This window comes from Spirosoma aerolatum, assembly GCF_002056795.1.
Lineage (GTDB): Bacteria > Bacteroidota > Bacteroidia > Cytophagales > Spirosomataceae > Spirosoma > Spirosoma aerolatum.
The window spans coordinates 4,534,910-4,549,699 of the sequence record NZ_CP020104.1 but is presented as its reverse complement, the minus strand read 5'-3'; the positions used below and the strand labels follow the sequence as shown (position 1 = coordinate 4,549,699).

Below are 14,790 nucleotides of genomic sequence, written 5' to 3'. Positions count from 1 at the left end.
AAAATACTAATCAAACTTAAAAAATAGTATGCAAGCATACTATTTTTCTTGAACGGATGAATACCATACGTATTGAGCAATTAAAGCAATTTATAGAAGAAGAACCGGATGAGCCGTTCAATGTTTATGCACTGGCGATGGAATACCTCAGTAGTCGACCGGAGGAAGCCCGTGTTTATTTCGATCAGCTGCTGGCTAAACATCCGGATTATCTGCCTACTTATTACCACGCAGCAGCTTTATATGCCGAGCGGGCTGAGCGTGAGTATACGGCTGAGTTATACGAAAAAGGAATTGCGCTGGCTCAGAAACAGCAAAACCAGAAAGCCCTACAAGAGCTAAAACGGGCTCAGCAGGCATTTGAAGAGGACGATGATGATTAGTAAACACGCTTATCGTCTTCTGGGGTGCTTTTTTTGCTGTACAAGTTCCTGTTTGAACAGTAAGGGGATTGTAGACAGCTCAGGGACGGTATAGCTAATAGCCAGATAGGTTGCGTTTGGCACTTTGGGTAAATAGACTAAGCCTCTCACCGATTGACCGGCTGGGAGTGTTCCCGCTTTAAGGGCTAATTCACGCCAACGGTATTCTTCGTAGTCATAACGCTGCATCCGATTGGCGAAGTTACTGTAGTTTACCACTCGCTTCACGGCCAGCGATTGATAAGCCAGGTTGCTCAAGGTTCTATTTCTGAGGTATTCGCTGTAGGTACGGCTATTGCTGGACGATGACGCATCGGCTGCAATGACAGCTACCATCAGGAGCGTGTTAATCACCTTGGCGCGTTTTAGTCGCCTGGTTTCTTCTTTTCGTTTCAGGTCCATGCGCCCTACTTCATACGATGGGTCGGCTGCCGAACGAGTCAGGATTAAGTTCGGATTAAGTGGGTCGGTGAGTGTATCATTCACCGAGTTTAGCGCTTTAAAATGAAAATCGGCCGGGTTGATGTCAATCGGGTGATCGGTATGATTTTTTAGTTCAATGTCGAGGGCAACGTATTCCAGATCTTCCTTTTCAAACGAAGCGACCACACTCACCCCATTTTGCTCTGCCTTTGTAACCTGTCGCCCGTCAATTCGAGCCACATCGCCCGAAACCGGTTCGAGCTGATAGGCCGTAATGGTGGGCGAGCAACTGCTTAAAACGCCGGCCAATAAGCCAATAGCAACAATATAAGGATAGCGGAGTAGGTAGAGTGGCTTCATAGGGAGGGAGTAATTAGGCCCGGATAAACCAATTGCTTTTGTAAAAATACGTATGAAGGTAATTTGTTGTGCTTATAACGCAATTAGTTTTTTTACAAACGGCTTATTTTAGTTACCGTATGATTCATCGTCCAATCATGGACAGCCATTCGTCCGTTTCTGGACAGTGTTTTTTATCCTTATAGGCGAATATGCACTCTAAAGGGCTTTTTTTAGTCTGGCCTTATATTTGATTTAAAATATTGTATCTAATGTCTGAGTAAGCATATTGTATGAAAAAGACTGTATTGGGTGAGTTAGAAGAAATGGTGCTTCTGGTAGTGGCTGCCAGCACGGAGGATGTATATGGGGTGCCGGTTTTGGAGCAACTTCAGCAACAAACCGGTCGAAGCTTCACCATCAGTGCTATACATACGACCCTGTATCGACTCGAAGAAAAGGGCTTTCTGACCTCCTCAGTGGGTGGTGCAACGGCCGAACGAGGAGGACGAAGCAAGCGTTTGTTTAGCCTTACAACCGAAGGGGGAAGGGTGCTGCTGGAGATTCAGCAGATGCGAACCCGACTTTGGGAGGCTATTCCTCAAGGCAAATTTCAACTTCTGGGTCTTTAAGATTTAATAAACGCATGGGTAGAAAGCCTACTTCCTCACAATCTGGCCGACAATCACCACCTCGCTGGGCTGACAGACTCCTGGAATGGTTTGTTGCTCCCCACTTACTGGAGTATGTGCAGGGCGACTTACACGAAACCTTTCATAAACAGGTAATTGAGATAGGGCCTACCCGCGCCCGACGTGCATACATCCGGGCTGTACTTCATTGCTTGACTCCATTCTTTGCCAAACGACAAACAGCTGAGCCTTCCAGAACCATTGAACATAAGTACCCTAAACCCATGCTTTCTGCTATGTTATCAAACTATCTGACCATCGCTTTCCGCAATCTGTGGCGGCACAAGGCGTTTACTGCTATCAATATTGTCGGCTTAGCTATAGGGCTGGCAACCTGCCTGCTGATTGTGCTGTTCGTACTGCATGAATTGAGTTATGACCGCTATCATACCCATGCCGATCGATTGTATCGTGTGACCTTATATGGCCGGATGGATGCAAAGGATATTAACCTGGCCTATGCATATGGGCCAACCGGACAAACTCTCCTGCAGGAATGCCCTGGGGTAGAGGCTGTTACTCGTTTGCGTCGGGAAGGGGCATTCCTGGTAAAACATGGTGAGAACATCGTTAAAGAGGAAAATGTAGCTTTTGTCGACTCCAATTTTTTCTCTGTTTTCAATTTCCCAATGCTGAAGGGTAACCAGGCGAGGGCACTTGTTGAACCTAATACGCTTGTTCTGACAGAAACCATCGCCCGAAAATATTTTGGTCAGACAGACCCCATTGGGAAAACGTTGTCGATGGGCAATTTGGGCCTTTTTCGGATAACGGGTGTATGTGAAGATGTGCCATCAAATACGCATTTTCATTACGATATGTTTGGCTCATTACAGTCTGTCAAAACAGGCAATAAATGGCTAGCCAGTGGTGCCTACACCTATGTACGGCTTCGGGAAGGGTACTCTATCCAGCAGGTGGAAGGCATAAGCCGGGGGTTTGTCAGCAAATATATGGCCTCAGAAATCAATGAATTCTTTGGGATGACACTTTCTGAGTTCCTCAAAAAAGGGAATGGATTTGGCTTTGTTTTCCAGCCTATTACATCCATTCATTTACAGTCTAATTTAGATGATGAGCTAGCGCCTAATAGCGATATCAAATACGTCTATATTTTTTCAGTGATCGCGCTGTTCATTCTTTTATTGGCGTGTATCAACTTCATGAACCTATCCACCGTCGGGTCGGCAGGGCGTTCTAAAGAAGTGGGCATACGTAAAGTGCTAGGTTCGGTTCGTAAGCAATTGGTTAGTCAATTTCTGACTGAATCAGTTTTACTCACCTTTCTGGCCTTGGGGTTGGCACTTGGACTCGTTTTGTTCCTATTGCCAAGTTTCAATGCACTGGCCGGAAAACAGTTTACGCTCGGTGCCATTTTGAATGGTAAGATGCTCGTTGGGGTAGTAATAGCCTGCCTGGTGATTGGCCTATTGGCTGGTAGCTACCCGGCTTTTGTGCTCTCTTCGTTCAAGCCCATTACAGTGCTTAATGGCAGAATGCAGGTCAGTTTGCGGAGTGGATGGCTTCGTAATGCCCTGGTGACCGTTCAGTTTGTTGTCTCGATAGGAATGATCATCGCTACTATTGTCGCTAACCAGCAACTGCGGTTTATGCAGAACAAAAAGGTTGGTTTCGACAAAGAGCAAGTCTTGGTCTTACATGATACACAGGTGCTTGGACCAAAACTCAACGCATTTAAAGATGACCTGGCCAAACTAGCATCGGTAATTCAGGTATCGAAAGCTGGATTTCTGCCTGCCGGATCGTCGAGTCAGAGTGTGGATGGGATTCAGATTCAGGATGGAGCACGAAGCGGAGTGTATCGTACAAAAAGCTATTACGTTGATGACGATTACCTGTCTACGTTAGGTATTCGTTTGGCGCAGGGGCGCAACTTTTCGAAAGCCTATCCGGCCGATAAATCGGCTGTTCTGCTGAATGAAGCTGCCGTCCGGGAATATGGATTTAAAAATTCGCCCATTGGAAAACAGCTTTCGACAGTAGGCGATGGAACCGAAGGAAGTAAACAGACATATACCGTCATTGGCGTGGTAAAAGACTTTCATTTCGAATCCATGCACCAGCGTATCGCTCCATTACTGTTATTCTACGGTGGCGACAATGGACAGTTGGCCTTGCGTATCCGAACGGACGATATCCCAAGCCTGCTATCGACCATCGAGCAACGATGGAAGGCAGAGACTGCCAATCCGTTTGCCTACTCCTTCCTGAACGAACGATTCAACACGATGTACCAGTCTGATCAACGCATTGGCCAGCTCGTCAGTATTTTCGCCGGGTTGGCAGTGATGATTGCCTGCCTGGGATTGTTCGGTCTGGCGGCTTTTACGACCCATCAACGCACTAAGGAGATTGGGGTCCGAAAGGTACTGGGAGCCTCAATCGTCAGCATTATCACGCTGTTGCTGACCAATTATCTGAAGCTGATTTTTGTCGCTCTACTGATTGCGTCGCCAATTGCCGGATATGTTATGAGCCAGTGGCTCAGGGACTTTGCTTATAGAATAGAGGTGGAATGGTGGTTCTTTGCCCTGGCGGGTGGACTGGCCATACTCGTCGCCGTGCTGACAGTCAGTTATCAGGCCATTAAAGCGGCTTTGATGAATCCTGTCAAAAGCTTACGAACCGAATAGGTTTATACACTTTATTGCAGGAAGGTGCTACCCATTATGTATACTATGCGCGTTTTTAGCCTGGGCATTTTTGGATCAATGTTGTTGATCAGCTATCAGATAATTGGGTCAAAGTTTAGCGGGTAGCTGGTTAGGGATAACGTCGTTGCCCAATGCACCGGGTACTAGGCTGCAAGTTTTACCGAATAGTAGATTTTAGGCTAATTAATGCATTCATCCATAGTGGATTGGTAATAATAGTTCGGAATGATTTTTGCTATATTTACTAAGTATTTCCGTAGCCATTTTTATTATGAAAGTTTCTACTCTCGTTTTAGCCCTGATTACTTCTGGCCTTATGGCAGAGGTGCATGCCCAGAGTCAGGTAGTTACGCCTGATAATCAGGTCGTCAGTTTTCAATCACCTAACGGTACCTATAACCTGATCATCGGCCAAAGTACGAGTGCGGTTGTCGGTGGATCTGGCACCTACAATACCTTTATGGGTAGTCAGGCGGGACAGGGTAACACAACTGGCTCCTACAACACGTATTTTGGCTATAAAGCAGGCTTCCCCAACACAGTCGGTAGCCATAATACCTTTGTCGGTTATGAAGCGGGTAAACTCAATACCGACGGTAGTGATAACGTATTTATTGGTTTCAATGCCGGTCAGGGTAACCAACGCGGTAATCGGAACCTGTTTATAGGGCCAAATTCGGGTGTTAATGGCTTAAATGGGCAGGACAACACACTGATCGGCGCTAATGCCATTGGGGTAGGAGTTGGCTTGTCGAATGCAACAGCCATTGGCGCCAATGCTCGGGTATTAACCAGCAATGCTATGGTTCTGGGTAATAACGTTAATGTGGGTATTGGAACATCCGCCCCCCAAAATCGACTCGAATTAACAGCGGGTACAGATGGACGTAGTGGTCTTCGACTAACGAATATGACGGCAAACTCGCCAGTCAATAACGCAACGGCTGCTAAGTTCCTCACGGTTGATGAAAAAGGGGATGTGACCTTAGGAGCGCATTTGTCGGCTACGGCTATGCGTGTACAACCATCGTCAGAAAATCAATGGGCCGACTATGTATTTGCACCGTCGTATAAGCTCCCGTCGTTGACCGAGGTAGAAAAATACATTCAGCAGAACAAACACCTGCCCGGAGTGCCCAGTGCTACCGAAATGGTTAAACAAGGGGTAGACCTAACCACGCTGCTGGCCACGCTGGTAAAGCAGAATGAAGAAATGACTCTTCGGCTTATTGAACAGCAAAAGCGAATCGAACAGCTTGAGCGAGAGGTGAATAAGAAAAAATAATAAGTTTTCCATGGTAAAATGAGCAGGGGCATGCAATAAGCAATTGCTTATCGCATGCCCCTGCTCATTTTGGTTTAAATCTATTGAAAGGCCAGCCAAAGGTTACGGATACCCAGGAAAGCCGTTACAACAACAACGATGACCATTGCTATGTTTTGCCACCAGGTATTCCGGTAGTTTACCGAAAGTATAGTTTTATTATTAACGGCCAGCAATAAAAACGTGGTTACAATGGGCAGCAACAGACCATTAGCAACCTGTGCCAGAATAATGATAGGGACTGGTTTAACCCCTAATAAGCCAAACGTTATCCCAATTACCATTACGATGAGCCAAACACACCTATACGCTAACGACGATTCTGACCAGCCAAGAAGGCTTTTTGCGGTAACTGCAGCCGCTAAGGGAGCCGTAAGACATGAGGTGAAGCCTGCCGCAAAAAGCCCGAAAGCAAATAAGATGCCAGCCCAATTTCCTAATCGTTTGCTAAGCTCCTGAGCAACTATCTGAAACGAAAAATCACCGGTTACCAACGTCCCGGCAATCAAAATGGACATTGAAATTATTCCTCCAATCAGTACAGCTAAACTAATACCCAATCGCATTTCTGCGAGTGATTGATGCTGCCCCAGCCCAGACCCAAGAAATAAATTGTAAGGCACTATAGTTGTACCGATCAGACCAATAACCAGAACCAAAGATTCGGAGGGTAAGCTGGGGATCACTAAGGCTTTGGCAACCGTTTCTGCAGGGGAATCAGAATTTAAAGCTACATAGACAAAGGCTGCCCCCATGGCAAAAACAATCAAACCGAGCACGTTAGCGATAAGTCGGATAGAGCCACGCCCTAGTAAAAGAATACAAACCAACCCCACCAGTACGGTCATGAATTGGGTAGAACTGCCCGTCAGGAGGGCTAAGCCCGAAACGGCACCTAATATATTTCCTGCCTGGTAAGCCGCACAACCCAGTGCTACAGCACCAAACAGCAATGACATAAGCCAGCGGATCTTAGCACCATAAAGCTGAGTAATCAACTCACCCAGGCTCAAGCCAGATGCGATCGTAATTCGGGCGGCAGCTTCCTGTAAAAGAATGGTGCCAATCGTGGAAAATGTAAGTGCCCAAAGCAGGTCTAAACCGAATCGGGAACCTGCCATTGCACAGGTAGTGACGGTACCGGGGCCAATAAATGCGGCCGAAATAACCGACCAGAATAAAATACTACCAAGACCAGAGCGAAGGGAAAGCGATTTGGGCACAGGTGAAAATAATTGATAATGTACAATGTATAATGAAAAGTGAAGAACTCCCCAATTATACATTGTACATTATCAATTATTCACTACGAAAGATATTTTCGTAGCATCCAGGCCATTGCTTCGTGATCTTCCATGGACTTCGTCAGGAAATCGGCAGTACCGGCATCATTGAGTTCATCGGCGCATTTATCAACGTCGTCGCGAAGTTCACGAATGATCTGCTCGTGGTCGGAGAGCAGGTTTTTGAACATGTCGGCCGTACTTTTCGGCGTACCTGTGTCCTCTTTCAGACTGGTATTATGGAGGAATTCAGCCATAGTGGCCAGCGGCTTACCACCTAATTGGCGAATACGCTCAGCAACTTCATCGATTTCGGCTTCGATGGCTTTATACTGACTTTCAAAGAATTTATGGTACTCCATGAAATTCGGTCCAGCCACGTTCCAGTGATATTTTCGGGTTTTGATATACAGGACGTGCAAATCCGACAGAAAGTCGTTGAGCAGGGTATTGTCCTGTTTCAGTACATCTTCTTCGAGACCAATATTGGGTTGCATAATGCTAACGTGAGTTTAATTATGTTGGTAGTTATGTGGTAGCTGTTCGGTAGCTATCAGCATAAATAACCGTCAATTAATCTCTTTGTTTCATTATCCGATCAATCCCGAAAATACCTCTTTGGCGTAGATTAAATCCTGCTTGTGCGCTTCGACAGGGCCCATGGTGTTGGGCGAACCTTTCTCAAGACATTGCTCCAGCACCAACAGAGGGCGAACATTCAGCGCTTTCAGGTCGCTAGTCAGGCGACGGTAATTGATGTCGCCGTCGCCAAATGTTTCCTGCCAGATGCCCTCCCGCGATTGCCGGATGTGAATCTCTATGATGCGCTTACCGTACAATTTAACTACGTCGAACAGAGCTACCTGCGAATTCCCGGAACCGCGATACACCCAGTGGGCATCCAGACAGAGCGACACGTTTTTGGGGTCTGTGGCCAGCAGCATGTGATGAAACTCACGGGCGGCCTGGCGGTGTTCAGGGGCATGGGTATGATAGGCCAGGGTGATACCTCGCTTGCGTAATTCAGCACCTAATCGGTCAAGGTTTTTGGCCTGCTCCGTCAAATCCGCATCGGTTTTATCTTTTTCACTACCCCATTGGATCGGACTAGGGTTGGTTACAAAAATGGTAGTACCAGCCTGCCGGGCTGCTTCGGCAATGTTTAAAACAGACTCAATCGATTTCTGCGCTTCATCGGTCCGGTGGAGTGTACTGTTCACATACAATGATGGCATTGTCAGTTTGTGCTTCGCCAGTAATGGAATCAGTTTGACTACATCATCGGCGGTGTTGACCGCAGGTTCATAAGCCGTTAGCCCTGCCTGAACAAACTCCTGAAGAGAAGCATCCGGGTCGGCCATCCAGGTTTTACCCTGGCGGTTATAGAAAGTCAGCCAGGCGTATGAATTACAGGAAACAGATGCGGTTTTGGTAGGCAAATAAGCCTGAGCAGCCTGATTCGAAGTAAGTAGAGAAGCTCCCGTACCAGCTACTAATGAACGAAGGAAGGGACGACGACCAAAGGGCATAGGAGGAAAGGCTGGTCTAAAAAAATGAGCAAACGGTTAACCTGCCAACTCAATAACCTGCCCTTCCTGACAACGCAGTACGCGAGCTGGGTATTTGTTCAACAGGTCATAGTTATGCGTAGCCATCAGTACAGCCGTACCGGCATTGTTGATAGCCTGAAATACTTTCATGATCTGGTCCGACACCGATGGGTCGAGGTTCCCGGTTGGCTCATCGGCAATAAGGATCAGCGGTTCATTGAGCATAGCGCGGGCGATAACAACCCGTTGTTGTTCGCCACCCGAGAGTTGGTGCGGCATTTTTTTCTGAGCAGTTCCCAGGCCTACCTGCATCAGCACGTCGGCAATGCGGTTGTTCATGTCAGTCTTATTGTTCCAGCCCGTTGCTTTCAGAACAAACTTAAGATTGTCTTCTACTGAACGGTCGAAAAACAGCTGAAAGTCCTGAAAGACAATGCCAATTTTCCGGCGCAGCATCGGAATGTCGCGGGGCTTTAGCGAGTCGAGCGAAAAGCCGGCCACTGTGCCTGTACCATTCTGCAGCCACAGATCGGCGTATAAAGTTTTTAGTAAGGATGTTTTTCCACTTCCCGTACGGCCAATCAAATAAACAAAATCGCCCTTATCTATTCGGAACGATACATCGCCCAGGATTAACTTCTTGCCCTGATAAATATCGGCGTGGTCGAGGGTAAGAACGGGTTCAGAGGAAAACATAAATCAGTTTTTGGTTTACGGTTTATAGATTACGGTGGCTAACGCAACCTAAAACGCACCAGCCACCGTAATCTATAAACCGAATACCCTAAAAAATTACTTTTTCTCAGCTTTTGCGTGATCGGCCAGGAATTTAGCCAGGCCAATGTCAGTTAATGGGTGGTTGAGCAACATTTTCATAACACTCAACGGAGCCGTCATTACGTCTGCGCCGATTTCAGCGCATTGGATAACGTGCATTGGGTGACGTACCGACGCAGCCAGTACTTCGGTTGTATAGCCGTAGTTGGTATAGATATTTACGATTTGCTGAATCAGCTCGATGCCATCGGTCGAAACATCATCTAACCGGCCTACGAACGGTGATACATACGTAGCACCAGCTTTGGCTGCCAGCAGTGCCTGACCTGCCGAGAACACCAGCGTACAGTTGGTACGGATGCCTTTTTCCGAGAAATATTTAATGGCTTTGATGCTATCGGCGCTCATCGGCACTTTTACTACGATGTTCTCATCGATCTCAGCCAACTCTTCGCCTTCTTTGATCATTTCGTCGTAGGTGACCGAGATAACCTCTGCACTAACGTCGTTCTGAACGATGTCGCAGATTTCTTTGTAATGGCGCATTACGTTGTCTTTTCCTGTAATGCCTTCTTTAGCCATCAGTGAAGGATTAGTTGTCACCCCGTCAAGAATCCCCATTTGCTGGGCTTCGCGAATGTCGGCCAGATTGGCCGTGTCAATGAAAAATTTCATGGTAAAATAGAGTTATTAATTGATCTGCGGTCAGTACGTGTATAAGGCTGGTTTTGGCTTATTTACTTACTAACCTATTGGTTTTTGATGATACCTGTTCCGTTCTGGATTTTACAGACGTGAAGGTACGTATCTTTAGCGGTTTGGGCTTTGTATTGTTTGGTAATCAATTCGGTAAATGAGTCAAGGGCCTCTTCGCGTACCAGATTGATGGTGCACCCACCAAAGCCTCCTCCCATCATTCGAGCCCCAAATACACCCGGATGAGTTCGAGCAATGTCGACCAGAATATCTAGTTCAGGGCAGCTAACTTCGTAGTTCTTGCTCAGACCCTCATGCGAGCCATACATCAACTGACCAAAAGCGGCTATATCGTTTGCTTCCAGGGCTTCAACGCCAGCCAGTAAGCGGGCATTTTCCTGAACAACGTAGGCACAACGCCGATAAATCAACGGCTCGGTATCCCGTAGATGCTGATCGAGCATAGTCATCGACACATCGCGCAGGCTTTTGATGTCAGGGTAGAAGGTCTGAAGGAAACGAACGCCCGCTTCACATTCGGCCCGGCGGGTGTTGTATTCAGAAGTAACCAGCGAATGTTTGACCTGAGAATCGCACAGAACAATACGGATGCCCTCCATCTGTAGAGGAGCGTAGGTATAGTTGAGGGAGCGGCAATCGAGTTTGATAACATGGTCAGCCTTGCCCATCATGCTGGCAAACATATCCATGATCCCCACTTTGGCACCCACAAACTCATTTTCAGCCCGTTGAGACAATTTAACTAAATCGATCCGATCAAGACCTAACCCAAACAGTTCGTTCAGGGCGAAGCCTACTCCATTTTCCAGCGCTGCCGACGATGAAAGGCCTGCGCCCATTGGAATCGTACCACTGAAAATACAGTTAAAGCCGGTGAATTCGTAACCTGCCAGGCGCATCTGGGCAACCACGCCAAGGAGGTAATCTGCCCATGTATGTGTTGGTTCCAGATGAGACAGTAACCCCTGATATGTTTTATTCAGATCGTGGGCTACAAAGTGTAATTCGTGATCAGTACGAGGGCCAACAGCTAGGTATATGGCTTTGTCGATAGCGGCCGGAAGCACAAACCCTTCGTTGTAATCGGTATGTTCACCAATGAGGTTGACACGGCCGGGAGAGCAGATTAACAGCGGGTCGGCCTGGAAATGTTGCTGAAACGAGGTAGTAAGCTGGTTCAGTAGATGCATGTTGGGTTTTCGGAATTTAGCGGCCTGATAGTGCTAAATGCATGACCCCTAAACGACATAACCGCAATAGGCGGAAATAAAAAATGGCAAACCAATGTCTCACCGCTACAACCACCTACCCTTGCTTCGGTCAAGACCTGGGGGATTCAGCAGGAGCTGGTAGCACCGATTTGCCGATGCAAAGTTATACAACTATTCGTCAACGACAAATTTTCGGGCATACCTTTGTAAAAAATCAATTTTGAACGTGATGTATAAAGAGCGAAAGACGGGGCCGCCCGGCGGTGAAAGAGTGAAAGTGCGAAAGAGCGAAAGATGGGGCCGCCCGGAGGTGAAAAAGCGAGCAGGAACGCGTCAGCTATTCGCTCATTCACTCATTCACTCTTTCGCTCTTTTAATTGCATGCTTTGCCTGCAACTCATCAGACAACTACCTGGAACAGGGGAGGGGGTATTTAAAAGAAGGAAAATTTCGGGAGGCTGTTCAGGCCTTAAATCAGGCGATCAATGCCGATGCCGGAAATGTGGAAGCGTTTAATTCGAGAGGAGTGGCTTATTTTGAACTAAAGGAATATGCCAATGCTACCCTCGATTATGACCAGGCTATTAAACTTCAGCCAAACTTCTATCGGCCCTATTATAACCGTGGATTGCTTAAGGTGGCTCAAAATGATCTGACAGGTGCGTTGAAAGATTATTCGGACGCGATTCGGCTGGCACCCGATACGAGCAAACAAATTAGCGCCGAACTCTTTCTGAATCGGGGGCAGTTGTTTGCAACGCAGGGGCAGATTCAACCAGCTATGACGGATTTCTCACAGGCAATCGCGTTAGATTCGCAAAATGCGCTGGCCTTTTATAACCGGGGAAACCTGCGATTCCAGCAGAAAGATCTGGCGGGGGCCATTGCCGATTTTCAGCAGGCCGTTAAGGCAGACCCTAAATTTGGGAAAGCGTTTTATGGGCTGGGTATTGCCCAGGTTTTGCAAAACGACCGTGAGTCGGCCTGCCTGAGTCTGAAACAGGCACAGACGCTGGGTTATGTCGACGCTGCCAACGCCGTGGCGGAATATTGTAACTAAGGGTGATTTTAATCAACTGGGGTAGAGCAGTAGGAACGGCACTCGTGAAACTTATTCCTGCCATCGTATGTATCGTTCTAACTCCATTTAACTCCAGTAAACTATGCGTAAAACACTGGCGATCATTTTCGGACTGTTGTTTATTCTATTTGCAGCATTCCAATACAACGATCCCGACCCTGAAGTTTGGATTCCTATTTATGGCGTGGCAGCTGCAGCCTGTTTTATGGCCTACGCCAATCTGGGGCGTTGGTGGTTTTTTGTTGTACTGGCCGTCCTGTTTTTTGCGTCAGCAGTGTATCAGTGGCCTCCGAAATTTGAAGGGTTTCTGTTCAGTGAAGTAGGTATGCGTAGTCTGAATATCGAAATGGCCCGCGAAGCCGGGGGGCTAGCGATCTGCGGAATGGTGATGCTCATGTTCGCCTTTTTGACGCGCCAAACTGTACGTCGATGAAACTAATCGAGTGTCCTCGCGATGCGATGCAGGGGCTGGACCATTTTGTTCCGACTGACCTCAAAATTCAGTACCTCAATACACTCTTACAGGTTGGGTTCGATACATTGGATTTTGGGAGTTTCGTATCGCCTAAGGTGATCCCTCAGATGCGGGATACTGCCGAGGTATTGGCGGGTCTTGACCTAACCGTTACGCGAACCAAACTACTGGCCATTGTGGCCAATCGACGAGGTGCCGAACAGGCGGTCGCTTATCCGCAAATTCAATACATTGGCTTCCCCTTATCCGTTTCGGAGACTTTTCAGCAGCGCAATACCAACAGGACAATTGCTCAGGCGTTTATTGAAGTGGCCGATATGCAGCAGCTTTGTGTAGAGTCGGGTAAGCAATTGGTGGTTTACTTATCGATGGGATTCGGTAATCCCTATGGCGATCCATATAGTTCAGCTATCGTCAGTGACTTTACGGAAAAACTTCTGCAACTGAGAATAGGTATTATTGCTCCATCCGATACCATTGGCTCTTCGACACCCGAAGCGATCGAAACACTTTTTCAACTGTTGATTCAAACATTTCCATCAGTTGAATTTGGGGCTCACCTGCATGCACGTCCGGGTGAGGCTCGGGTAAAAGTACGAGCGGCCGTTCGGGCTGGGGTTAACCGTATCGACGGTGCGTTACGCGGCTTTGGCGGATGCCCAATGGCCGCCGATGCGTTAACCGGGAATCTACCAACTGAAGAAATCATCCAAACCCTGTTGGATGAAGAGATTGCCTTAGCCATCAATCAGTCAGCTCTGCAAAAAGCCCTTATGGTATCGTCGGCCGTGTTTTGATTGACGACGACATAATGGCGGAATGGCGCATCACCGCGTTACATAAACATGGCTTGAATTTCTTCTTTCACGGCACGGAGGGCATCGGCCGTTGGTTGGCGGTCTTTTTGAATAATCCGTTCAAAAATGCGCTTTGAGAGTTCGAGGGCGGGTGCATCAGGTCGCGTATCGCCCGAGGCCTGGTTGATCAGGGTAACCACTTCGTTCATAGCCGCCTGAATCTGATCCCAGACCTTCTGACTCATGTATACCTGCTGTGACAGGTTGTGGTTATACTCATCCCGGATTTCCTGAAGAAGCCGCTGCTGGAACTCGATGACGGTAGTCGAACTATTGCCAAGTCGTAACAATAAATTATTGGGGCTGATACGTTCCAGAAAAAGTACCATTCGTTCGTAAGCCTGTAAGCGGATCGGTACAACTGTCTCCGTATATCGTGCCTGCACATCATAACGATGCCGGTCGGCCTCGCGTTCGAGTAATAGTTTAACGGTCAGATACATTCCATAAAGCACTAAGCCCGCAGGTACAATCAGTTTGAGGAAATCACTCACTAGATCCATAAAAAGAAGGAACGTTGTTCCGTAAAAATAGTAATTTTGATAAAAGGGTTTTTTAACGTTACCAGGTTTACCGGTTTCAGTTTACTGTTCAAACTTCAGTACGTCCGTATATTGGAAGCGGTAAACCAACAGAATATATGCTCATACTAGATAATCCCATTCGCGTTCGACCTGAAGCACGCCAACAGATACTGGACACACTTCAGGCTAATAAAATTCCTGGCGAGTACGGATTACGCGTAGGCATTCGCGGGGGAGGTTGCGGGTCATCATGGTTACTGGGATTTGACTTGCCTGGCCCCTCCGACGAAGTGTATAACGTAGAAGGGGTACAGGTCATTATCGACCGGAAGCATTTGCTTTATGTATTTGGTGCTGAAATCGGATATGAAACAGGCGGCTATACGGTAGAAAAACTGTCCAATGATCAATAGTCGATAGGGCGGCTAATCAGTATGCTG

General features: G+C 47.3%; 16 protein-coding genes. 8 read left to right on the top strand and 8 right to left on the bottom strand.

All coding sequences use genetic code 11. The features are described from left to right. The first annotated feature begins 56 nt into the window (after positions 1 to 56). On the top strand, positions 57 to 383 hold the full coding sequence (locus B5M13_RS18620; RefSeq protein WP_080057094.1) for an enzyme of heme biosynthesis: 327 nt from the start codon (positions 57 to 59) through the stop codon (positions 381 to 383). A 9-nt stretch (positions 384 to 392) separates the two neighbouring features. On the opposite strand, the gene B5M13_RS18615 is transcribed toward B5M13_RS18620, so the two are convergent. After that, on the bottom strand, positions 393 to 1,205 hold the full coding sequence (locus B5M13_RS18615; protein ID WP_080057093.1) for a hypothetical protein: 813 nt from the start codon (positions 1,203 to 1,205) through the stop codon (positions 393 to 395). 272 nt (positions 1,206 to 1,477) lie between these two features. Between B5M13_RS18615 and B5M13_RS18610 the strand changes: the two genes are divergently transcribed. From B5M13_RS18610 to B5M13_RS18600, 3 genes are all read left to right on the top strand, one after another. Then, on the top strand, positions 1,478 to 1,816 hold the full coding sequence (locus B5M13_RS18610; RefSeq protein ID WP_080057092.1) for a PadR family transcriptional regulator: 339 nt from the start codon (positions 1,478 to 1,480) through the stop codon (positions 1,814 to 1,816). A gap of 14 nt (positions 1,817 to 1,830) precedes the next feature. Beyond that, positions 1,831 to 4,530, top strand: coding sequence for an ABC transporter permease (locus B5M13_RS18605; RefSeq protein ID WP_080057091.1), 2,700 nt, complete (start codon positions 1,831 to 1,833; stop codon positions 4,528 to 4,530). 292 nt (positions 4,531 to 4,822) lie between these two features. Continuing rightward, complete coding sequence (locus B5M13_RS18600; protein ID WP_080057090.1) at positions 4,823 to 5,836, top strand: hypothetical protein; 1,014 nt, start codon at positions 4,823 to 4,825, stop codon at positions 5,834 to 5,836. A gap of 80 nt (positions 5,837 to 5,916) precedes the next feature. Here the strand turns inward: B5M13_RS18600 and B5M13_RS18595 are convergent, their stop codons facing one another. The 6 genes from B5M13_RS18595 to galK all read right to left on the bottom strand — a co-directional run bounded on the left by B5M13_RS18595 (position 5,917) and on the right by galK (position 11,392). Beyond that, the gene (locus tag B5M13_RS18595) at positions 5,917 to 7,098 is read right to left on the bottom strand and encodes an Nramp family divalent metal transporter (protein WP_245859385.1); all 1,182 of its coding nucleotides are present in this window, start codon (positions 7,096 to 7,098) and stop codon (positions 5,917 to 5,919) included. Positions 7,099 to 7,181: 83 nt separating this feature from the next. Continuing rightward, positions 7,182 to 7,655: a Dps family protein gene (locus B5M13_RS18590; RefSeq protein WP_020595466.1), complete on the bottom strand. Its 474-nt coding sequence runs from the start codon at positions 7,653 to 7,655 to the stop codon at positions 7,182 to 7,184. 93 nt (positions 7,656 to 7,748) lie between these two features. Further along, positions 7,749 to 8,687 carry a sugar phosphate isomerase/epimerase family protein gene (locus B5M13_RS18585; RefSeq protein ID WP_080057088.1) on the bottom strand — a complete coding sequence of 313 codons (939 nt, stop codon included), beginning with the start codon at positions 8,685 to 8,687 and terminating at the stop codon, positions 7,749 to 7,751. 36 nt (positions 8,688 to 8,723) lie between these two features. Then, a complete protein-coding gene (locus B5M13_RS18580) occupies positions 8,724 to 9,404 on the bottom strand; it encodes a cell division ATP-binding protein FtsE (RefSeq protein ID WP_080057087.1) in 681 nt (226 codons plus the stop codon). A 96-nt stretch (positions 9,405 to 9,500) separates the two neighbouring features. Beyond that, positions 9,501 to 10,160, bottom strand: coding sequence for a fructose-6-phosphate aldolase (gene fsa / locus B5M13_RS18575; RefSeq protein ID WP_080057086.1), 660 nt, complete (start codon positions 10,158 to 10,160; stop codon positions 9,501 to 9,503). A 74-nt stretch (positions 10,161 to 10,234) separates the two neighbouring features. Continuing rightward, on the bottom strand, positions 10,235 to 11,392 hold the full coding sequence (galK, locus tag B5M13_RS18570; protein ID WP_080057085.1) for a galactokinase: 1,158 nt from the start codon (positions 11,390 to 11,392) through the stop codon (positions 10,235 to 10,237). A 250-nt stretch (positions 11,393 to 11,642) separates the two neighbouring features. On the opposite strand from galK, the gene B5M13_RS18565 reads away from it, so the two are divergent. The 3 genes from B5M13_RS18565 to B5M13_RS18555 all read left to right on the top strand — a co-directional run bounded on the left by B5M13_RS18565 (position 11,643) and on the right by B5M13_RS18555 (position 13,766). Next, positions 11,643 to 12,473 carry a tetratricopeptide repeat protein gene (locus B5M13_RS18565; RefSeq protein ID WP_245859384.1) on the top strand — a complete coding sequence of 277 codons (831 nt, stop codon included), beginning with the start codon at positions 11,643 to 11,645 and terminating at the stop codon, positions 12,471 to 12,473. Between the two features lie 103 nt (positions 12,474 to 12,576). Beyond that, complete coding sequence (locus tag B5M13_RS18560; protein WP_080057084.1) at positions 12,577 to 12,927, top strand: transmembrane 220 family protein; 351 nt, start codon at positions 12,577 to 12,579, stop codon at positions 12,925 to 12,927. Then, positions 12,924 to 13,766 (top strand): hydroxymethylglutaryl-CoA lyase, encoded by an 843-nt coding sequence (locus B5M13_RS18555; RefSeq protein ID WP_080057083.1) that lies wholly within the window; start codon positions 12,924 to 12,926, stop codon positions 13,764 to 13,766. The genes B5M13_RS18560 and B5M13_RS18555 overlap by 4 nt, the downstream gene beginning before the upstream one ends. A gap of 38 nt (positions 13,767 to 13,804) precedes the next feature. Here the strand turns inward: B5M13_RS18555 and B5M13_RS18550 are convergent, their stop codons facing one another. Next, positions 13,805 to 14,329 carry a DUF7935 family protein gene (locus tag B5M13_RS18550; protein ID WP_020595458.1) on the bottom strand — a complete coding sequence of 175 codons (525 nt, stop codon included), beginning with the start codon at positions 14,327 to 14,329 and terminating at the stop codon, positions 13,805 to 13,807. A 137-nt stretch (positions 14,330 to 14,466) separates the two neighbouring features. Between B5M13_RS18550 and B5M13_RS18545 the strand changes: the two genes are divergently transcribed. Next, complete coding sequence (locus B5M13_RS18545; RefSeq protein ID WP_080057082.1) at positions 14,467 to 14,763, top strand: HesB/IscA family protein; 297 nt, start codon at positions 14,467 to 14,469, stop codon at positions 14,761 to 14,763. Positions 14,764 to 14,790 lie beyond the last annotated feature (27 nt).